Annotated in this window: 16 protein-coding genes, 1 pseudogene and 1 riboswitch; of the genes and pseudogenes, 8 read left to right on the forward strand and 9 right to left on the reverse strand. The window is 74.4% G+C overall.

Features of this window, described 5'->3' with window-relative positions; all coding sequences use genetic code 11:
* The first annotated feature begins 23 nt into the window (after positions 1-23).
* The 7 genes from J3473_RS16560 to J3473_RS16590 all read left to right on the forward strand — a co-directional run bounded on the left by J3473_RS16560 (position 24) and on the right by J3473_RS16590 (position 8,798).
* Positions 24-1,793: an L-lactate permease gene (locus tag J3473_RS16560; RefSeq protein WP_207024988.1), complete on the forward strand. Its 1,770-nt coding sequence runs from the start codon at positions 24-26 to the stop codon at positions 1,791-1,793.
* Entirely contained in the window at positions 1,790-2,560 is a 771-nt protein-coding gene (locus tag J3473_RS16565; protein WP_256437958.1) for a (Fe-S)-binding protein, read from the forward strand. Before J3473_RS16560 ends, J3473_RS16565 begins: the two co-directional genes overlap by 4 nt.
* Complete coding sequence (locus tag J3473_RS16570; protein WP_207024990.1) at positions 2,557-4,026, forward strand: LutB/LldF family L-lactate oxidation iron-sulfur protein; 1,470 nt, start codon at positions 2,557-2,559, stop codon at positions 4,024-4,026. Before J3473_RS16565 ends, J3473_RS16570 begins: the two co-directional genes overlap by 4 nt.
* On the forward strand, positions 4,023-4,676 hold the full coding sequence (locus tag J3473_RS16575; protein WP_207024991.1) for an LUD domain-containing protein: 654 nt from the start codon (positions 4,023-4,025) through the stop codon (positions 4,674-4,676). Before J3473_RS16570 ends, J3473_RS16575 begins: the two co-directional genes overlap by 4 nt.
* 4 nt (positions 4,677-4,680) lie before the next feature.
* Positions 4,681-5,520 carry a pyruvate, water dikinase regulatory protein gene (locus tag J3473_RS16580; protein WP_207024992.1) on the forward strand — a complete coding sequence of 280 codons (840 nt, stop codon included), beginning with the start codon at positions 4,681-4,683 and terminating at the stop codon, positions 5,518-5,520.
* Positions 5,521-5,613: 93 nt separating this feature from the next.
* On the forward strand, positions 5,614-7,983 hold the full coding sequence (gene ppsA / locus J3473_RS16585; protein ID WP_207024993.1) for a phosphoenolpyruvate synthase: 2,370 nt from the start codon (positions 5,614-5,616) through the stop codon (positions 7,981-7,983).
* 80 nt (positions 7,984-8,063) lie between these two features.
* On the forward strand, positions 8,064-8,798 hold the full coding sequence (locus J3473_RS16590; RefSeq protein WP_207024994.1) for a GAF and ANTAR domain-containing protein: 735 nt from the start codon (positions 8,064-8,066) through the stop codon (positions 8,796-8,798).
* A gap of 108 nt (positions 8,799-8,906) precedes the next feature.
* On the opposite strand, the gene J3473_RS16595 is transcribed toward J3473_RS16590, so the two are convergent.
* The 4 genes from J3473_RS16595 to J3473_RS16610 form a co-directional block, all read right to left on the reverse strand.
* Positions 8,907-9,758 carry an ANTAR domain-containing protein gene (locus tag J3473_RS16595; RefSeq protein ID WP_207024995.1) on the reverse strand — a complete coding sequence of 284 codons (852 nt, stop codon included), beginning with the start codon at positions 9,756-9,758 and terminating at the stop codon, positions 8,907-8,909.
* Positions 9,759-9,892: 134 nt separating this feature from the next.
* On the reverse strand, positions 9,893-10,741 hold the full coding sequence (locus J3473_RS16600) for an SDR family oxidoreductase (protein ID WP_207024996.1): 849 nt from the start codon (positions 10,739-10,741) through the stop codon (positions 9,893-9,895).
* Positions 10,742-10,869: 128 nt separating this feature from the next.
* Positions 10,870-11,157, reverse strand: coding sequence for a hypothetical protein (locus J3473_RS16605; RefSeq protein WP_207024997.1), 288 nt, complete (start codon positions 11,155-11,157; stop codon positions 10,870-10,872).
* A gap of 319 nt (positions 11,158-11,476) precedes the next feature.
* Positions 11,477-12,256: a sigma-70 family RNA polymerase sigma factor gene (locus J3473_RS16610; RefSeq protein ID WP_207024998.1), complete on the reverse strand. Its 780-nt coding sequence runs from the start codon at positions 12,254-12,256 to the stop codon at positions 11,477-11,479.
* Positions 12,257-12,460: 204 nt separating this feature from the next.
* Here J3473_RS16610 and J3473_RS16615 point away from each other — a divergent pair, with 204 nt between their 5' ends.
* Entirely contained in the window at positions 12,461-12,958 is a 498-nt protein-coding gene (locus J3473_RS16615; RefSeq protein ID WP_207024999.1) for an SRPBCC family protein, read from the forward strand.
* Here J3473_RS16615 and J3473_RS16620 read toward each other — a convergent pair.
* The 5 genes and pseudogenes from J3473_RS16620 to J3473_RS19590 all read right to left on the reverse strand — a co-directional run.
* Positions 12,945-14,552: an NAD(P)/FAD-dependent oxidoreductase gene (locus J3473_RS16620; protein WP_207025000.1), complete on the reverse strand. Its 1,608-nt coding sequence runs from the start codon at positions 14,550-14,552 to the stop codon at positions 12,945-12,947. The genes J3473_RS16615 and J3473_RS16620 overlap by 14 nt on opposite strands.
* 56 nt (positions 14,553-14,608) lie before the next feature.
* A complete protein-coding gene (locus J3473_RS16625; protein ID WP_207025001.1) occupies positions 14,609-16,429 on the reverse strand; it encodes an ABC transporter ATP-binding protein in 1,821 nt (606 codons plus the stop codon).
* A 66-nt stretch (positions 16,430-16,495) separates the two neighbouring features.
* Positions 16,496-16,993: a DUF3253 domain-containing protein gene (locus J3473_RS16630; protein WP_207025002.1), complete on the reverse strand. Its 498-nt coding sequence runs from the start codon at positions 16,991-16,993 to the stop codon at positions 16,496-16,498.
* Positions 16,994-17,172: 179 nt separating this feature from the next.
* Entirely contained in the window at positions 17,173-17,967 is a 795-nt protein-coding gene (locus J3473_RS16635) for a C40 family peptidase (protein ID WP_030528658.1), read from the reverse strand.
* Positions 17,968-17,970: 3 nt separating this feature from the next.
* Positions 17,971-18,130: riboswitch (cyclic di-AMP (ydaO/yuaA leader) on the reverse strand.
* Between the two features lie 260 nt (positions 18,131-18,390).
* A pseudogene (locus J3473_RS19590) lies at positions 18,391-18,987 on the reverse strand (hypothetical protein); the annotation flags it as partial.

The raw sequence follows: 18,987 nt of genomic DNA on the forward strand, positions 1-18,987 counted from the left end.
GAGACGTGCGACCGGAGGACCCGATGACCCTGACCGCAGTGACGACGACCGGACCGGCGACGGCCCTGGCCGTCCCGACGCAGTTCCGCCCGGAGCTCACCCCGGTGGGCGGCAGCCTCACCCTCTCCGCACTCGTCGCCCTCCTCCCCCTCGTGACGGTCTTCGTCACCCTCGGGGTGCTGCGCTGGAAGGCCCACTGGGCCGGCCTCACGGCGGTCGCGGTCGCGGTGCTCGTCGCCTCGCTCGCCTTCGGGATGCCCGTGCACCTCGCGGCGCTCTCGGCGACCCAGGGCGCCGCCTTCGGCCTCTTCCCGATCATGTGGATCGTCTTCACGGCGATCCTGCTCTACCAGGTGACCGTGCGCTCGGGTCGCTTCGAGGACCTGCGCGCGACCTTCCACCTCATCAGCGACGACCCGCGCATCCAGGCGATCATCATCGCCTTCTGCTTCGGCGGCCTGCTCGAGGCGCTCGCCGGCTTCGGCGCCCCCGTCGCCATCACCGGCGTCATGCTCATGGCCCTCGGCTTCTCGCCGCTGCGCGCCGCCGCGGTCGTCCTCCTCGCGAACACCGCGCCCGTCGCCTTCGGCGCCGTCGGCACCCCGATCATCACCGCGGGCACCCTGACCGGCATCCCGTACCACGAGATCGGCGCGTACGTCGGGCACCAGACCCCGGTGCTCGCCGCGTTCGTCCCGCTCCTGCTCGTCCTCATGGCCGGCGGTCGCCGCGGGGTGCGCGAGACCTGGCCGGTCGCGGTCGTCGTCGGGCTGACCTTCGCCGTCGCGCAGTGGTTCGCCGCGACGTACGTCTCGGTCGAGCTGACCGACATCATCGCCTCGCTCGCCGGCCTCGCCGCCGCCGTCCTCTTCCTCAAGGCGTGGCGGCCTCGGGGCCGCGAGACCGCCCTCGCGACGATGCAGGTCGAGCGCGAGCGCGAGCTGGCCTCCGTCGGCGCGGGCCCGGGCTCGTCCGCCACCGTCACCCCGCCCGCCGACGCCCACGCCGTCTCGGCCGACGCCCTCGCGAGGCGCTCGCACGACCTCACCCCGGGCCGCATCACGATGGCCCTGCTCCCCTACCTCCTCGTCATCGTCGTCTTCGGCGTCGCGAAGCTCGTCACCCCGGTCAAGACCTGGCTCGTCGGCACCGACGTCAAGGTGCCCTGGCCGGGCCTCTCCGGCGAGGTCCTCACCCTCAAGGGCACGCCGAGCGCGGCCACGACCTACACGCTGCCGTGGCTCAGCTCGCCCGGCACGATGCTCCTGCTCTGCTCGCTCGTCGTCGCCGCCGTGTACGCCGTCGGGATGCGCGGCTGGGCCGCCGAGGCCTGGGCCGTCGCGCACCGGATGCGCTGGGCGTTCCTCACCGTCGCCTCGATGCTCGCGCTCGCCTACGTCATGAACTTCTCGGGGCAGACCATCGTCATCGGCACCTGGATCGCCGGCACCGGCGCCCTGTTCGCCTACCTCAGCCCGACCCTCGGCTGGATCGGCACGGCCGTCACCGGGTCCGACACGAGCGCCAACGCCCTCTTCGCCACGCTCCAGCAGAGCGCCGCACAGACGGCCGGCATCGACCCGACGCTCCTCGTCGCCTCGAACACCTCCGGCGGCGTGGTCGGCAAGATGATCAGCCCCCAGAACCTGACGATCGCCGCGACCAGCGTGGGCCTGCTCGGGCGCGAGGCCGACATCCTCCGTAGGGTCCTGCCATGGAGCGTCGGCCTGATCCTCGCGATGTGCCTCCTCGTGGGCCTGCAGTCGACCGTCCTGGCGTGGATGCTCCCGTGAGCGCGCTCGCCCGCCCCGGCACCGACCTGCGGGTCGCGCTGTTCGCCACCTGCTTCAACGACACGATGTGGCCCGGCACGCTCAAGGCCACCGTCCGGCTCCTCGAGCGGCTCGGCTGCACGGTCGAGTTCCCCCAGGCGCAGACCTGCTGCGGCCAGATGCTCACCAACACCGGCTACGGGGCGAAGGCCCTGCCGCTGGTGCGCCGCTTCGTCGACGTCTTCGAGGGCTACGACGCGGTCGTCGCGCCGTCCGGGTCGTGCGTCGGCTCGGTCCGCCACCAGCACCGCGGCATCGTCGAGCTCGCCGGCGACGACCGGCTCGCGAGCCGGGTGGAGCACACCGTCCCCAAGGTGCTCGAGCTCTCGGAGCTGCTCGTCGACGTCCTCGGCGTCACCGACGTCGGCGCGTGGTTCCCGCACCGCGTCACCTACCACCCGACCTGCCACTCGCTGCGGATGCTGCGGGTCGGCGACCGGCCGCTGCAGCTCCTGCGGGCGGTGCGGGGCATCGACCTCGTCGAGCTGCCCGGCGCCACCGAGTGCTGCGGGTTCGGCGGCACCTTCGCGATGAAGAACGCCGACGTGTCGGTCGCGATGGGCTCGGACAAGGCCCGGGCCGTCGTCGGCACCGGCGCCGAGGTCCTCGTCGCCGGCGACAACTCCTGCCTCGCCCACATCGGGGGCATCCTCGGCCGGCAGCGCGCCGGCGTCCGCCACCTGCACCTGGCCGAGGTCCTCGCCTCGACCGAGGAGGACCCGGCATGACCACGACCACCCCCGGCCCCGTCCAGCAGACCTCGCCGGTCTTCGTGGGGATGCCGAAGTTCCCCACCGCCGCCCGCGAGGCACTGGCCAACACCCAGCAGCGCCGCAACCTCAGGCACGCGACGCACACGATCCGCGACAAGCGGGCCCGCGTCGTCGCCGAGGTGCCGGAGTGGGAGGCGCTGCGCGTCGCCGGCGCCGAGGCCAAGGACGAGGCGCTCGCCCACCTCGGCGACTACCTCGAGCAGCTCGAGGCGAGCCTCACCGCGAACGGCGCGACCGTGCACTGGGCGCGCGACGCCGCCGAGGCCAACGCGATCGTCCTCGGCATCGTCCGGGACCAGCAGGTCGACGAGGTCGTCAAGGTCAAGTCGATGGCCACCCAGGAGATCGAGCTCAACGAGGCGCTCGAGGCCGCCGGGGTCAACGCCTGGGAGACCGACCTCGCCGAGCTCATCGTCCAGCTCGGGCACGACCGGCCGAGCCACATCCTCGTGCCGGCCATCCACCGCAACCGCAGCGAGGTGCGCGACATCTTCCGCCGCGAGATGGCCGCGGTCGGTCGCCCCGCGCCGGAGGACCTCACCGACGAGCCCGCCCGCCTCGCCGAGGCCGCGCGGCTGCACCTGCGCGAGAAGTTCCTCCGCGCGAAGGTCGCGGTCTCGGGGGCCAACTTCGCCGTCGCCGAGACCGGCACGCTCGTCGTCGTCGAGTCCGAGGGCAACGGGCGGATGTGCCTCACGCTGCCCGACACGCTCGTCACCGTCGTCGGCATCGAGAAGGTCCTGCCCCGGTGGGACGACCTCGCGCCGATGCTCCAGCTGCTCCCCCGCTCGAGCACGGGCGAGCGGATGAACCCGTACACGACGATGTGGAGCGGCGCCCACGACGGCGACGGGCCGCAGGACGTCCACGTCGTCCTCCTCGACAACGGCCGCAGCCACGTCCTCGCCGACCGCGTCGGCCGCCAGGCGCTGCGCTGCATCCGCTGCTCGGCCTGCCTCAACGTCTGCCCGGTCTACGAGCGCACCGGCGGCCACGCCTACGGCTCGGTCTACCCCGGCCCGATCGGCGCCGTCCTCAACCCCCAGCTGCGCGGGACGACGAGCGAGGTCGACAAGTCGCTGCCCTACGCCTCCAGCCTCTGCGGCGCGTGCTTCGACGCGTGCCCGGTGCGCATCGACATCCCCGAGCTGCTCGTCGAGCTGCGCGGGCGGGTCGTCGAGCAGGAGGGCCGCACCGCCGAGTCGGCCGCGATGGCCGCCGCCGCGTGGGTGCTGTCGGACCCGAAGCGGCTCGCGGCCGCGCAGCGGGCCGCGACGACCGCGGGTCGCGTCATCGGTGGCCGCACGGTACGGGCGGTGCCGGGGCTCGGTGCGTGGACCGACGCCCGGGACGTGCCGACCCCACCGACCGAGACCTTCCGGCAGTGGTGGGCCCGCGAGCGCGGGGAGGGGTCCCGATGAGCGCGCGCGACGAGATCCTCGCGCGGGTGCGCGGCGCCACCGCCGACGTCGTCACGACGCCGGCCGACCGCGCCCCGACCGCCGTCGTCGAGGAGACCTCCCCCGGGCGGGCGGCCACCCTCGACCTCTTCGCCGAGAACGTCGCCGACTACCGGGCGCAGGTCGTCCGGGTCGCGGCGTCCGGCGTCGCCGGGGTCGTGGCGGACGCCTTGCGGCAACAGGGTTGTGCCACAGCCGTCCTGCCCACCGGCCTCGACCCCGCGTGGCGGGGGGCGGCGACGGAGGTCGTCCGCGTGCTCGACGAGGCCGACGTCCGGGTCGACGCCGAGCTCGACGCGGTCGACGCCGTCGTCACCGCGGCGGCCGTCGGCATCGCCGTGACCGGCACCGTCGTCCTCGACCACGCGGCCGACCAGGGGCGCCGCGCCCTCACCCTCGTCCCCGACGTGCACGTCTGCGTCGTGCGCGCCGGGCAGGTCGTCCACGACGTCCCCGAGGCGGTCGGGCGGCTGCGTCCCGAGCCGGGCCTCGCGCGACCCCTGACGTGGGTCAGCGGACCGAGCGCGACGAGCGACATCGAGCTCGAGCGCGTCGAGGGCGTCCACGGGCCGCGTACCCTCGTCGTCGTGCTCGTCGACGAGGAGGTCTGACCGGATGACTGCTGCCGACGACGAGCAGGCCTCCCCCACACCGGTGTTCTTCCTGGCCGGCGGCACCGGCATCTCGGCCGAGACGCTGGGGAACCTCATCATCAACCAGTTCCCGACGGTCGACTTCGTGCGCCGGAAGATCCCGTTCATCACGACCGTCGAGCAGGCCCACCGGGTCGTCGAGGAGCTCGACGCCGCGGTCACCGAGTCGACGACGCCCATCGTCTTCTCGAGCGTCGCCGACGCCGAGCTGCGCGACGTCCTGCGCGGCACCCGCTGCGCGTTCATCGACCTCTTCGGCAGCCACCTCGACATCGTCGAGCGGGTCCTCCACGTCAACGCCAGCCCCAAGGTGCCGGCCCTGCACGGGCTCGGCGACATCCACCGCTACGAGCGACGGATGAAGGCCATCGACTTCTCGCTCGAGCACGACGACGGCGCCAGCCTGCGCAACCTCCAGCAGGCGGAGCTGATCCTCGTCGCCCCGTCACGCTGCGGCAAGACGCCGACGTCGCTCTACCTCGCCCTGCAGCACGGCGTGAAGGTCGCCAACTACCCGCTCGTCGACGAGGACCTGCGCGCCAGCGAGCTGCCGGAGGCGGTGCGCCCCTATCTCGACCGCTGCGTCGCGCTGACCTCCACGCCGGCGCGTCTCAGCCAGGTGCGCAGCGAGCGCCGACCCGACTCCCCCTACGCCTCCCTCCGGCAGTGCTCGTGGGAGCTCAAGCGCGCCGAGGAGCTCTACCGGGCGCCCCGGCTGCCGGTCATCAACTCCGCCGGGATGTCGGTCGAGGAGATGGCGGCCGTGATCATGCACACGCGCCAGCTCAAGGGCTCCGGCTGACCCGGGCTGCCATCCTGTCCCTCGCCGCCACCCCGGCCACCCGCCCGACCACCGCCCCACCCCGCGCGCCCCGTCCCCGGAAGGACCCCCGCCATGACCACCACCGTCCGCTGGTTCCGCGAGCTCGGCCTCGACGACGTCGAGTCCGTGGGCGGCAAGAACGCCTCGCTCGGCGAGATGGTCCAGCATCTCTCGGCCGCCGGCGTCGCCGTCCCCGACGGGTTCGCCACGACCGCGGACGCCTACCGGGCCTTCCTCGGCGAGACCGGGCTCGCCGAGCGCATCTCCGGCCTGCTCGCCGACCTCGACGTCGACGACACGCGGCGCCTGGCCGAGGTCGGCCGCGAGATCCGCGAGGCCGTCGAGGCGCAGCCCTTCCCCGAGGACCTCGACCGCGACATCCGCGCGGCCTACGAGCGCCTCGCCGGTGAGGCCGGTGACGAGGCGAGCTTCGCCGTCCGCTCCAGCGCCACCGCCGAGGACCTGCCGGACGCGTCGTTCGCCGGCCAGCAGGAGACCTTCCTCAACGTCCGCGGCATCGACAACGTCCTGCACGCCATCCGCCTCGTCTTCGCCTCGCTCTACAACGACCGCGCGATCGCCTACCGGGTGCACAGCGAGTTCGACCACGACGTCGTCGCCCTCTCGGCCGGGGTCCAGCGGATGGTCCGCTCCGACATCGGCGCCTCGGGCGTCATGTTCACCATCGACACCGAGTCGGGCTTCGAGGACGCGGTGTTCATCACGAGCGCGTACGGCCTCGGCGAGGGCGTCGTCCAGGGCGCCGTCAACCCCGACGAGTTCTACGTCCACAAGCCCGCGCTGCGCGCCGACCGCCCGGCGATCCTCAAGCGCGGCGTCGGCGCCAAGGCCACGAAGATGGTCTACACGCAGGACGCGACGGTCGGCCGGACCACCGAGTTCGTCCCCGTCGACGAGGCCGAGCAGCGCCGCCTCAGCCTGACCGACGACGAGGTGACCGAGCTCGCGCGCACCGCCCTGCGCATCGAGGAGCACTACGGCCGCCCGATGGACATCGAGTGGGGCCGCGACGGGGTCGACGGGAAGCTGTACGTCCTCCAGGCGCGGCCCGAGACCGTCAAGTCGCGCGCGGCCGGCGGTGTGCAGCAGCGCTTCCGGCTCGAGGAGCGTGGCCCGGTCGTCGTCGAGGGCCGCGCCATCGGCCAGAAGATCGGCGCCGGGTCCGTGCGCGTCCTCACCGACATCGGGGCGATGCACGACTTCCGGCCCGGCGAGGTCCTCGTCGCCGACATGACCGACCCAGACTGGGAGCCGATCATGAAGCGCGCCAGCGCCATCGTCACCAACCGCGGCGGGCGCACCTGCCACGCGGCGATCATCGCCCGCGAGCTCGGGATCCCCGCGGTCGTCGGCACCGGCACCGCCACCCACGAGCTCGCGGACGGCCGCGAGGTCACCGTCTCGTGCGCCGAGGGCGACACCGGGTTCGTCTACGACGGCCTGCGCGAGTTCACCGTCTCCGAGACCACGCTCGACGAGATGCCCGAGATCCCGACGAAGATCATGATGAACGTCGGCACGCCCGAGCAGGCGTTCGAGTTCTCGCGCCTGCCCCACCGCGGGATCGGCCTGGCGCGCACCGAGTTCATCGTCAACCGGCAGATCGGCATCCACCCGCGTGCGCTGCTCGAGCTCGACGACCAGGAGCCGGGCGTCAAGCAGGAGATCGAGGAGCGCATCGCCGCCTACGCCGGGCCGCGCGAGTACTTCGTCCAGCGGCTCGCCGAGGGCGTCGCGATGCTCGCGGCCGCCTTCGCGCCCGAGCCGGTCATCGTGCGCCTGTCGGACTTCAAGTCCAACGAGTACGCCGGCCTCCTCGGCGGCGAGCGCTACGAGCCGCACGAGGAGAACCCGATGCTCGGGTACCGCGGCGCGGCGCGCTACCTCTCGGACGACTTCGCCGAGTGCTTCGCGATGGAGTGCGAGGCGCTGCGCCACGTCCGTGACGAGATGGGCCTGACCAACGTCAAGATCATGATCCCGTTCGTGCGCACCGTCGCCGAGGCCGAGGGCGTCATCGCACTGCTGGCGCAGCACGGTCTCGAGCGCGGGAAGAACGACCTCCAGGTCGTCATGATGTGCGAGCTGCCCTCGAACGCCGTCAACGCCCACGCCTTCCTCGACCACGTCGACGGCTTCTCGATCGGGTCCAACGACCTCACCCAGCTGACGCTCGGCGTCGACCGCGACTCCTCGCTCGTCGCCGGCTCCTTCGACGAGCGCGACCCTGCGGTCAAGGCCCTGCTGTCGATGGCCATCCGCGCCTGCCGCGAGCGCGGCAAGTACGTCGGCATCTGCGGCCAGGGGCCCTCGGACCACCCGGACCTCGCCGAGTGGCTCGTCGACGAGGGCATCGAGTCGATGTCGCTCAACCCCGACACGGTCATCGACACCTGGCTGCGTCTGGCCAAGCGCGGCTGAGGCGACCCGCGGGCCCCGGTCGGCGGACGGACCCGGTAGAACGGAGGGTGCACCCGTCGACGCCACCCGCGGAGGACCCGATGACACCCCCGACCGCCCGCTCCCCGCGCATCGGTGGCGCCGACGTGCTCGACCTCGTCTCGGACCTGCTGGAGGAGGGCCGCCTCCGGCCGGACGGCCTCGGGACGCGTCGCCTGCTCGGCGAGCTGGTGCGCCGGGGGGTCGAGGTCGTCCCCGGGGCCGAGTGGTGCAGCATCACGGCGATGCGCTCGGAGTCGCTGACCACCCTCGCGACCTCGCACGACGAGGCCCTGGCCGCCGACCAGGTGCAGTACGACATCGGGTCCGGCCCGTGCGTCGACGCCGTCGTCGAGGACCACGTCTTCCTGACCCGCCGCGTCCACGAGGACGCCCGGTGGCCCGAGTACGGTCGCCGGGTCCACGCCGAGGTGGGCGTCGGCAGCGTCCTGGCCCAGCGCCTGACACTCGTCGACGGCACCGACACGGTGGCCGCCCTCAACATCTACTCCACGCGTGAGGACGCGTTCGGGGCGGAGTCGCTGCGCCAGGCGCTGCTGCTCGCCACCCAGTGCTCGCTGCTCGTCGCCGCGTACCTCGCCCACGGGCGCTCCGAGAACCTCCTGCGGGCGCTCGACAGCAACCGGGAGATCGGGGTGGCCGTGGGCGTCCTCATGGCCCGCCACCGGGTGACGCGTGAGGAGGCCTTCGCGATGCTCCGCGTCGCCAGCCAGGCCGCGAACCGCAAGATCCGGGACCTCGCGAGCGAGGTCGCCGACACCGGCGACCTCCCCTGACCGCGAACGGCGGGCCGCCTGCACGTTTGCGCGTGCCCCCGTCCGGGCAGGTCATCGACAGGGCGGCCACCCGCCGGGTCAAGCAGCGGCCGGGCGGGTGGCCACCCGTCAGCGTGGCCGCGAGGCCGGGCGGTCGTCGAGGACCGGGAGGTCGCCGGTGTGCACGACCGTCTCGGCGAGGTCGCGCAGCTTGCGGTTGCGGGTCGTGCTCAGCCGGCGCAGCAGCTCGAAGGCGTCCTCGGCCGGCAGCCGCCGCCGGGCCATGAGCACCCCGATGGCCATCCCGATGGTGCGGTTGCTCCGGAGGGCGACGGCGAGGTGGTCGGCCCGGGTCTCGGCCTCGGTGACGTGACGTCTCTGCGCGTCCACGAGCTCCTCCAGCTCGGCGGAGCGGGACCGTTCACGGGCCAGCGCCGTCACATCGGTGACGACGACGAGGACGCCCAGCACCCCACCCACCGCGGACCGCACCGGGCTGACGGAGCAGCACCAGAACACCTGCTCGGGCCGGCCGTGGCGGTCGAGCACGAGCGGCAGCGCGTCCTCGTGGACCGCGACTCCCTCGGCGAGCACGCGTCGCACCCGTGCGCCGAGCGCCGCCCACGCCGGCGAGCAGGCATCCGCCGCGCGGCGTCCCATCACGTCGAGATCCTCGGACCCGCAGAGCTCGCGGAAGGCGTCGTTGTGGAGCTGCACCAGGTCCTCGCCCCAGCACAGGAGCATCGGGACCGTGGCCGGCAGCAGGGTGCCGACGGCCGCCGTGAGCTCCGGGGGCCAGCCGTCGGGGTCGCCGACGGGCGTCGCCGCCCAGTCCACGCGGCGCGCGAGGGTCGAGGTCCGGTCGTGGCCGGGGAAGAGGGTCGCGAGGGCCGGCGGGGTCGGCGACGGCGTCGGACGGGGGTGGTGCGGGTCGGTGCGGTGGTGCGGATCGTGGGGCTCGTGCACGGTGGGACGGGGCATCGGGTCCTGCCGGGTGTGGCCGGCGCGGCTGGGCCGTGGGTTGGACCCGCCACGCTCGTCGGACAGCGTAGGCGAGCGCACCGACAGGACCCGACGCCTGCGGCACCGCACCGGGCCCGGGGTCGGCCTCAGGGTCAGAACACGGGTTTGCCGCCGGTGACGCCGAGCACGGTCCCGGACACGTAGCTCGCCTCGTCCGAGGCGAGGAAGACGAAGGCCGCGGCCACCTCGACCGGCTGGCCGACCCGCCCGAGCGGCGTCTGCGCGCCGAAGCCCTCGACGGCGTCGGCCGGCATCGTCGCCGGGATGAGCGGGGTCCAGATGGGACCGGGGGCGACCGCGTTGACGCGGATCCCCCGCGGGCCGAGCTCCTGGGCGAGGTTGACGACGAGGTTGTTGAGGGCGGCCTTCGTCGCCGCGTAGTCCAGCAGCTGCTCGCCCGGCTGATAGGCCTGGACGGAGGTCGTGACGACCACCGAGCCCTGCGACTCCTCGAGGTCGCGTGCCAGCTCGCGCACCAGCCAGAAGGTCGCGAAGACGTTCGTGGCGAAGGTCCGCTCGACCTGCTCGGGCGGGAAGTCCTCGAGACCGTCGTGCGTCATCTGGAAGGCCGCGTTGCTCACGAGCACGTCGAGGCCGCCGAGCTCGGCGCGCACCCGCTCGACGACCTCGACGACCGCGCCGTGGGTGCGCAGGTCGGCCTCGACCGCGACCGCCCGACCGCCGGCCGCCTCGACCGCGGCCACCGTCTCGCGTGCGTCCTCGCCCTCTTCCGGCAGGTGCGTGACGACGAGGGTCGCGCCCTCGTGCGCGAAGGTGACGGCGACGGCCCGACCGATGCCGGAGTCGCCGCCGGTCACGAGGACGCGCTTGCCGACGAGGCGGTCACGCCCCACCCACGACGTCTCGCCGTGGTCCGGTCGGGGGTCGAGGGCGGCGGTCGTGCCCGGCCACTGCTGCTCCTGGGCGGGGATCTGGGTCATCGGGGTGCTCCTGGGTCGAGGGGCACCGCCCGGACCGACGGCGCCGTCCTGCCACTACCCGTCGGGTGTCGCGTCACACCCCGACCGGACGCGTCCGCCCCGCCGGGGGCGGTCCGGTCGGGATGGCCTCAGACGAGGATCTCGAGCGGCTCGCGGGTCACGAGCTGTTCCCAGGGTCGGGCCCCGGCCGAGGCGGCGACCACCTCCCGCAGGCGGACGCGGATCGAGGACGGCAGCGACGAAGGTCGAGGGAGCAGAGTTGTCTCACACCGACACTCGCGCATCGAGTCGGCCCAGTAGAGCGAGGGTGAGGCGCGCGGGACCAGGGGCACCTCGGCGCGGAGCATCGCCACCAGGCGGCCGCACCGGCGGCACGAGGCGGCTCCCACGTCGCTGAGCCGGGCGGCGGCACTCATGCCGCCCCCACCGTCGTCGTCATCATCCCGACCTCGTCCTCCTCGCGGCGCCCCGGCTCCGCACCGGTGTGGCGACGAGCAGGTACCCCGGCGGGAGGGACGGAAACACCAATCCCCGAGATCCTCACCCTCCGGAAGGTTTCCCTTCCACGCGGCAAGGTTTCCCTTCCACGCGGCAAGGTTTCCCTTCCACCCGCAACCACTCCTTGCGAGCGGCAAGGGAATCCTTCCGGAGCGCATGGATCCCGGGACGGCACACATCCACCCGGCGCTCTCAGCCGGCCTCAGGCCGCACCCCGCCGGCCGGACTCGCCCCTCGTCAGGCGGCCACGACGTCCAGGCTCCCCCGCAGCTGGCGCAGGATGCGGGACAGGATGCGCGACACCTGCATCTGGCTGACCCCGAGCATCGACCCGATCTCGGACTGCGTCAGCTCCTCCACGAAACGCAGCCGCACCACCCGGCGGTCCCGCTCCCCGAGCGAGTCCAGGGCCAGCCGCAGGTCGGTGTGCAGCTCGAAACGGTGGTAGAAGTCCCCGAGGTCGGCCAGTCGGTCGCCCTCCGTCCCGCCGGCCAGCACCGGGGCATCGAGCGATGCCGGGCGGAAACCGCTGCCGCACAGCCGTGCCGACTCGACGTCGGCAGGCTCGCACTCCATCAGGTCCGCGACCTCGGCGACCGTCGCCTCGCGTCCGAGCCGGTGGCGCAGGCTCTCCTCGGCCACGACGACCTCGGCCCTCAGCTCCTGCACGCGACGGGGCGGCCGCACGACCCAGCCGCAGTCCCGGAAGTGGCGCTTGAGCTCGCCGGCGATCGTCGGGACGGCGAACGCGACGAAACCCGCCCCGGAGTCGGGGTGGTAGCGGTCCACGGCGGCGACGAGAGCCGTCCGGGCGACCTGCTCGAGGTCGTCCCGCTCGATGCCCCGCCCGGAGTAGCGATGAGCCAGACCGTCGGCGAGCGGGAGCATCTCCTCCACGACCTGGGCACGCAGGCGACGCTGCTCGTCGCGGTGCGACGACGCGGCGACGCGGCAGAGCAGACCGTCGACGACCTGGTCGCGCTCGCTCGGCTGGGTGGATCGGGGGGTCCTGGACATGACTGTCCTCCATCAGGAAGAAGGAGGGCACTCTGTCTGACCCGCGACGCGGCCGGGTCTGGACCGAGGACACGACCGTGTCACGGATGGGCCCCGGACGGGGGTTTGGTGACGCGGAGTTCTCGACCCGCTCCGGGAGCCCGCCGGCAGGGCACGGCCCCGCAGGTGCGTTTCGGGCGAGAGGTCAGGGGTACCGCCCAGCGCATGACGACCCCCGCCGCCCACCGGCCCCCCGTCCACCACACCGTCGCCGCGCGACCCGAGGACGTGTGGGCCGTGCTCGCCGACGGCTGGGCCTACCCGACCTGGGTCGTCGGCGCCGCCCGGGTGCGTGCGGTCGACCCCGGCTGGCCGGCCGTCGGCACGCGCATCGAGCACAGCGTCGGGGTGTGGCCGCTCCTGCTGTCGGACAACACCGAGGTCGAGGACAGCGACCCCGGCCGCATGCTCCTGCTGCGCGCTCAAGGATGGCCCCTCGGCGAGGCCCACGTCCTGCTCGAGCTCACGCCCGCCGGGGACGGCACCAGGCTCAGCCTGCGCGAGGACGTCGTGAGCGGTCCGTCCCGCATCCTCCCGGTGCCGCTGCGGCAGGCCGCCATCCACCCGCGCAACGTCGAGTCGCTGCGCCGGCTGGCGCTGCTCGCCGAGCGCCGCGACCCGACCGGCCGGCCGCACCCGGGGCGGGCGGTCAGCGGGGGCTGACGCGCTCCGGCCCCAGCACGCGGTGCCAGACGGTACGGGTCAGCGCCCGCCGCGCGGCACCGACCGGCCCCTGCGCGTCGAGTGCCGCCCGGGCCGCGTTCCACCCGCAGGCCCCGTGCACCCCGCCCCCGGGGTGCGCCGACGCGGACGCCAGGTAGAGCCGGTCGACCGGCGTCTCGGGGCGGCCGAGACCGGGGACGGGCCGCAGGAACAGCTGGTGGTGCAGGGCCGACGAGCCCCCGTTGAGGGCCCCGAGGTCGAGGTTGGCGTCCGCCGCCTGGAGGTCCGTCGGGGTCTGGACGAGCCGCGCCGTGACGGCGTCGCGGAAGCCGGGGGCCACCGCCTCGACGGCGTCCTCGACCGCCTCGACCTGCGCGGCGACGGCCCCGGCGTCGTCGCCGAGGGAGCGCGGCAGGTGCGTGTACCCCCACGCGGTCTCGGTCCCGGGCGGGCAGCGCGTCGGGTCGGCGACACCCATCTGGCCGAAGAGGACGAACGGCGGCGACGGAAGCCGACCCGTCGTCAGCGCGGCCGACGACTGGACGAGGCCGTCGGCGTCGACCCCGAGGTGTACCGTGCCGGCCTGCCGCGCCCCGTCCGCCGCCCACGGGACCGGCTGCGAGAGAGCCCAGTTCAGCTTGAGGGTCGAGGGGTCCCACTCGAAGCGCTCGAGCCGCTCACGCAGCCGGGGGTGCAGCGCCCCGGCGGGGAGCATCCGGCCGAACAGCGCCGGGGCAGAGACGTCGGCGACGACCGCCCGGCGGGCCCGCACCCGGCGACCGTCCGCCAGCACGACGCCGGTCGCGCGCCGACCACGCAGCTCGACCCGCTCGACGGCGGCCCCCGTCATCACCCGACCGCCGGCGGCCCGGTAGCGCGCCGCCATCGCCTCGGACAACCGGCCGGCTCCGCCCTCGGGCACGGGGTAGCCGACGTCCTGCCCGAGCATGCTGAGCAGCCAGCCGTACAGGGCGCTGCCCGCGGCGTCCGGCGGCACGTCGGTGTGCGCGGCGTTGCCCGAGAGCAGCAGCCCCGCGTCCGTCCCCCGGAACTCCTCCGCGGCCAGCCGGCGCACCGGCAGCGCGAGGCGGCGGACGAGGTCGAGCCCCTCCGCGGCACCGAGGACGCGAGCCAGCCGCACCCCGGGGCGCACCGGCGGGAAGGTCGTGAAGAGCGCGTCGAGCAGCGGGTCGCGCAGCCGCTGCCACTGCCGCACCATCCGCAGCCAGGCCTCGCCGTCGCCGGGGGCGTCCTCGTCGAGCCGGGCGGCGGTGCCGTCGGGGTCGTCGTGCATGACGGCGCACCGTCCGTCGGCCAGCACGTGCGCGAGGACGTCCGGCGAGCGCCGCCACGTCAGGCCGTGGGACTCCAGGCCGAGGTCGCGGATGACCGGGCTCGCGGCCGCGAGGGGGTAGAAGGCGCTGAAGAGGTCGGTGACCACCCCGGGCGCCAGCACCTCGGCGCTCCGGACCGCACCGCCGACCTCGTCCTGGGCCTCGACGAGCAGGACGTCCCAGCCGGCGTCGGCGAGGGCGATGGCGGCGACGAGCCCGTTCGGCCCGGCCCCGACGACGACGGCGTCACAGGTGTCCACGGGTGGGCGCTACCCGTCCACCACCGGACGAAAACGCCGGGACCACCGGGGCCGCGTCACGGCAGCGCCGCCTCGCCGGTCTGGACCGCCCACAGCGCCGCGTAGCGCCCACCGGAGGCCACGAGCTCGTCGTGCGTGCCGGACTCGGCGACCCGCCCGGCGTCGATGACCCAGATCCGGTCGGCGTGCCGCACCGTCGAGAGCCGGTGGGCCACGACGAGGGCGGTCCGCCCGGCGCTGGCCTCCCGCACCGAGCGCTGGATGGCCGCCTCGGTCTCGGTGTCGACGGCGCTCGTCGCCTCGTCGAGGAGGAGGACGGCCGGCTCCCGCAGGAGGGCCCGCGCGAGGGCGAGCCGCTGGCGCTGGCCGCCGGAGAGCGTGAGACCCCGCTCGCCGACCTCGCCGTCGAGACCCCCGGGCAGCCGGTCGACGACGTCGTCGGCGGCGGCGTGCCGCACGGCCTGCTCCAGCTGCGCGCGGGTCGCCCCGGGGCGCGAGTACTCGAGGTTCTCGGCGACGGAGCCCGCGAAGAGGTGCACCTCCTGCGCGACGTACCCGATCGAGCCCCGGAGCGAGGCCCAGGTGAGGCCGCGCACGTCGACGCCGTCGACGAGCACCACGCCCGCACGCGGGTCGTCGAAGCGCAGCAGCAGCCGCAGGATGGTCGACTTGCCCGACCCGGTCGTCCCGACGAGTGCGTGGGTCTCGCCGGCCGGGACGCGCAGGTCGATGCCGTGGAGGACGTCCGGCCCGTCGGCGTAGCCCGCCCGGACCCCGCGCAGCTCCAGCTCGCCGCGGACGGGTCGCGCGAGCTCGTGCTCGCCCTCGTCGACCTCGACCGGCACGGCGAGCAGGGCGAGGATGCGGGCGGTCGAGGCGCGCCCGCGCTGGTAGAGGTCGAGCACGGTGGCGACCTCGGTGAGCGGCCAGAGCAGTCGCTGGGTCATGAACACGAGGACGGAGTAGAGGCCGACCGCGAGGCCACCGTCGAGCACCGACAGGCCGCCGACGAGCAGCGTGCACGTGAAGCCGGCGAGGATCGCCATCCGCACGAGCGGGACGAAGGCGGCCGACCGGCGGATGGTCTCGACGTTGGCGTCGCGGTAGGCCGCGGACGCCTCGCGCACCCGGTCCCGCTCGCGCGCCTCGGCGGTGAACGCCTTGATCGTCGCGAGCCCGCCGAGGTTGGCCGACAGCACCCCGGACAGGCGCGCGACGCCCTCGCGCACGGTGAGGTAGTACGGCTCGAGGACGCGCTGGTAGCGCAGCGACGCGACGACGATGACGGGGATGGGCAGGAACGCCAGGAGCAGCAGCTGCCACGACGCGACCGCGAAGACCACCCCGACGACGACGACGTTGAGCGCCGTCTGCCAGATGGCGGGGAAGCCGACGTCGAGCAGGCGCTCCAGCTGGTTGACGTCGTCGTTGACGGTGGCGAGCGTCGCGCCGGAGGCACGCCCCTCGTGCCAGCGCAGGTCGAGGCGCTGCGCGTGGTCGTAGGCGTCGACCCGCAGGTCGTGCTCGACCGCCTGCGAGAGGCCGCGGAAGAGCAGTGCGGCGACGTACTCGCTCGCGGACTCGACCACCCACACGACGGCGTTGACGACCGCCAGCCAGACCAGCTGCGCCTGGCGCGACTCGACACCGAGCAGCTCCCCGACGAACGAGGCGTCGCCGCGGACGACCACGTCGACGGCGGCCCCGATGAGCAGCTCGGGCACGACGTCGGCGACCTTGTTGACCGTCGAGACCGCGACCGCGAGCACGAACCGGCCGCGGTGGCGGCGGTAGCGGCCCCAGAGGGCGGCGAGCGGACGGGTGGGCGGGGCGGGCAGCTCGGGCAACGGGTCCTCGCGGGTCGGGGCGTGGCGCACGGACCGGCCGCACGGGTAAGGGCACCCTAACCGAGCGGGCGGACGGGCCTCCCGGGCGTCCGGCGGTCAGCCCGGGAAGCGCGGGCCCCGGCCGATGCGGACCGGCCCCCGCGCGTCGCGGTCGACCGGCTCGCCGCGCTGCAGCACCTGCAGCTCGCCGTCCCCGGTCCGGTCGTGCACGAGGGCGCGCACCCGCGCGGTGAGCGGCCGCCACGCGTCCCCGCCGACCACGCGGGCGACCTCGCTCGGGCAGGTCGTGCCCTCGGGCCGGTGGCGCAGGAGGACGCGGGCCGTCGCCACCATCCGCTCGGCCAGCCCGGCGGCCGACGGCTCGTCCCACCACGGCTCACCGCGCTCCCCGAGCGCGACCTTGGCGTCCTGCACGCGGTGGCGCGCGGCGTCATCCTCGGAGCGCACGGCCCGGCGCGCGGACATCAGCTCCGCGACGAGCTCGGCGCGCAGGGTGTCGGGGATCCCGGGGTCGCTGGCCCGCCACCGGCGACCGTCGACGACGAGGTAGCGACCGTCGGGGGTGCGCTCGACGTCGTCGCGGTCGGGGGCCATCCCGGCACGCTACGCGTCCGCGGGCTCTGCGAGGGCGGGAGCGGCCCCGGGCACGGCACGGCGCCCCGGACGGGCAGGGAGGTCCGGGGCGCCGAGGTCGTGGGGGTCAGCAGCGGTCGTGGCCGCCGACCCCGGAGGGAGGGTCAGCAGCGGTCGTGGCCGCCGACCCCGGAGAGGGGTCAGAAGCGGCCGTAGCCGCTGACCCCGGAGAAGACGGGACGCTCGGAGGTCGACTTGCCGGGCTTCGGCGAGTCGATCATCATCCCGTTGCCGGTGTAGATGCCCACGTGCCAGGCCGGGGAGCCGAAGAACACGAGGTCACCCGGCTGCGGGTTGCTGACCGGGGTCGCCGCGGCCTGCTGGGCCGCCGCGGTGCGCGGCAGCGAGACGCCGGCCTTGGCGAAGACGTACGAGGTGAAGCCCGAGCAGTCGAACCCGGCGGTCGTCGTGCCGCCGTAGACGTACGGGATGCCCAGGAGCGTGCGGGCGATGTTGACGACGCCGCTCGCCGACTGCGCGACGTTCGAGACGGGCTGACGCTGGGTCGAGCGGCTGGCGCCGCTCTCGGAGCGGGCCGAGGAGGACGCGGGGGCCTTCGTGGCGGCCAGGACGACCGGCTTCGGCTTGGGCTTGGGCTTCGGCTTGGCGACGGCCCGCACGCCGGCGACCCCGAAGGTCGCCGTCGGCTTGACGGTCGGCGCGGCCACGGCCGGGGCGACGACGGCCGGGGTGGCGGCCGCGGCGCGCAGCGAGGCCGGCGCGACGGTCGTGGTCGTCGTGTGGGTGGCGGCCTCGGTCCGCGCGTCAGCGGCGTGCGCCGGGAGCGCGAAGGTGGCGACGAGGCCACCGGAGGCGGCGAGGACGGCGGAGACGCGGGCCCCGGTCTCACCGGCGGCCTTGACGATCGTCGACAGCTCGGAGACGGGGTTGTAGCGCGCGGCCTGGCGATGCCGGCCGTGGGTGTGCTCAGACACGGATGGACCTCTCAGATGCCTACGAGGTGAGCTGTCGGGTTCGGGCTGAGGTTGCCCGGCCGTCGCGGTCCGAGGACCGTTCCGGCTTCACCCCAAGGCGTCCCGACCGAGGTCGCGACGCCGAAAGTGGTTCCCCCGCTCCTGCCAGCGGCTCGTGAGAGTTGACCCTTCGACGGGGGCAGGACTCGGCGGGCCCGTCGGTGGTGGTCGTCGTCCGGGTCGACGACCGCGACGACCATAACAGTGGTCACGGGAAGGTCACAAAAAGGTGACGGCGTGTTCTCTCAGGCTGTTCTTGGGCTCGTGCGGCCACGATGACAACGATGTCGCGCCGACCTCCCCGGACGGCGCGCCGACCGCACGCACGGCGCGGCGCCGCCCCCGGTCGGGAGCGGCGTCGCATGACCTCGCCGGCGGGGTCCGTCAGTAGTTGACGGTCACGTGGACGTGGTCGTAGTGGTTCTGGGTGGCGGACCCGCGGTCCTCCATGAGCTTCCAGCCCTCGCCCGGCGCCCAGTAGCGCTGCTTCCAGATGAGGTACTTGACGTCGAACTCGCTGACGTGCGCCTGGACGTACGCGGCGATGGCGTCGCCCTGGGCGCCGCTCGTCATGAAGTCGACCGCCTGGCCGGTCCCGTGCTCGTCGGCGCTCGCGCGGCGGCCGCCGATCGTCGGCGGGCCGATGGCCGAGTCCACGGCGGAACACAGCCGCACGGCGTTCGGGATGAGCCCGATGCCCGAGCACCGGGACGTCGTCGCCCCGTTCCAGGACCCGGCCGCGGGGGCGGAGGATCCGGTGGCCGAGGAGCCGACGGCCTTCTCGGTGGCCTTCGGGGTGGGCTTGGGCTTCGGCTTGGCGACGGCGGTGACACCGGCGACCCCGAGGGCGTCGGGGCGCACCGGCGCGGCGCCGGCCGGCGCGACGGCGGCGGGCGCCGCCTCGCGGCGGGCCGAGCGCGCGGCGGGGGCGTCGGCCGAGCGGTCGGCGACCGCGGCCGCGACCCCGGCGTCGACGGCGGC

It is taken from the genome of Phycicoccus sp. DTK01 (assembly GCF_017312765.1).
GTDB lineage: Bacteria > Actinomycetota > Actinomycetes > Actinomycetales > Dermatophilaceae > Phycicoccus > Phycicoccus jejuensis.

Excerpts from the sequence above, each read along its gene's own strand:
- J3473_RS16560 (WP_207024988.1), top strand. The coding sequence starts at position 24 with ATGACCCTGACCGCAGTGACGACGACCGGACCGGCGACGGCCCTGGCC.
- J3473_RS16570 (WP_207024990.1), top strand. The coding sequence starts at position 2,557 with ATGACCACGACCACCCCCGGCCCCGTCCAGCAGACCTCGCCGGTCTTC.
- J3473_RS16575 (WP_207024991.1), top strand. The coding sequence starts at position 4,023 with ATGAGCGCGCGCGACGAGATCCTCGCGCGGGTGCGCGGCGCCACCGCC.
- J3473_RS16580 (WP_207024992.1), top strand. The coding sequence starts at position 4,681 with ATGACTGCTGCCGACGACGAGCAGGCCTCCCCCACACCGGTGTTCTTC.
- ppsA (WP_207024993.1), top strand. The coding sequence starts at position 5,614 with ATGACCACCACCGTCCGCTGGTTCCGCGAGCTCGGCCTCGACGACGTC.
- J3473_RS16590 (WP_207024994.1), top strand. The coding sequence starts at position 8,064 with ATGACACCCCCGACCGCCCGCTCCCCGCGCATCGGTGGCGCCGACGTG.
- J3473_RS16595 (WP_207024995.1), bottom strand. The coding sequence starts at position 9,758 with ATGCCCCGTCCCACCGTGCACGAGCCCCACGATCCGCACCACCGCACC.
- J3473_RS16600 (WP_207024996.1), bottom strand. The coding sequence starts at position 10,741 with ATGACCCAGATCCCCGCCCAGGAGCAGCAGTGGCCGGGCACGACCGCC.
- J3473_RS16605 (WP_207024997.1), bottom strand. The coding sequence starts at position 11,157 with ATGAGTGCCGCCGCCCGGCTCAGCGACGTGGGAGCCGCCTCGTGCCGC.
- J3473_RS16610 (WP_207024998.1), bottom strand. The coding sequence starts at position 12,256 with ATGTCCAGGACCCCCCGATCCACCCAGCCGAGCGAGCGCGACCAGGTC.
- J3473_RS16615 (WP_207024999.1), top strand. The coding sequence starts at position 12,461 with ATGACGACCCCCGCCGCCCACCGGCCCCCCGTCCACCACACCGTCGCC.
- J3473_RS16630 (WP_207025002.1), bottom strand. The coding sequence starts at position 16,993 with ATGGCCCCCGACCGCGACGACGTCGAGCGCACCCCCGACGGTCGCTAC.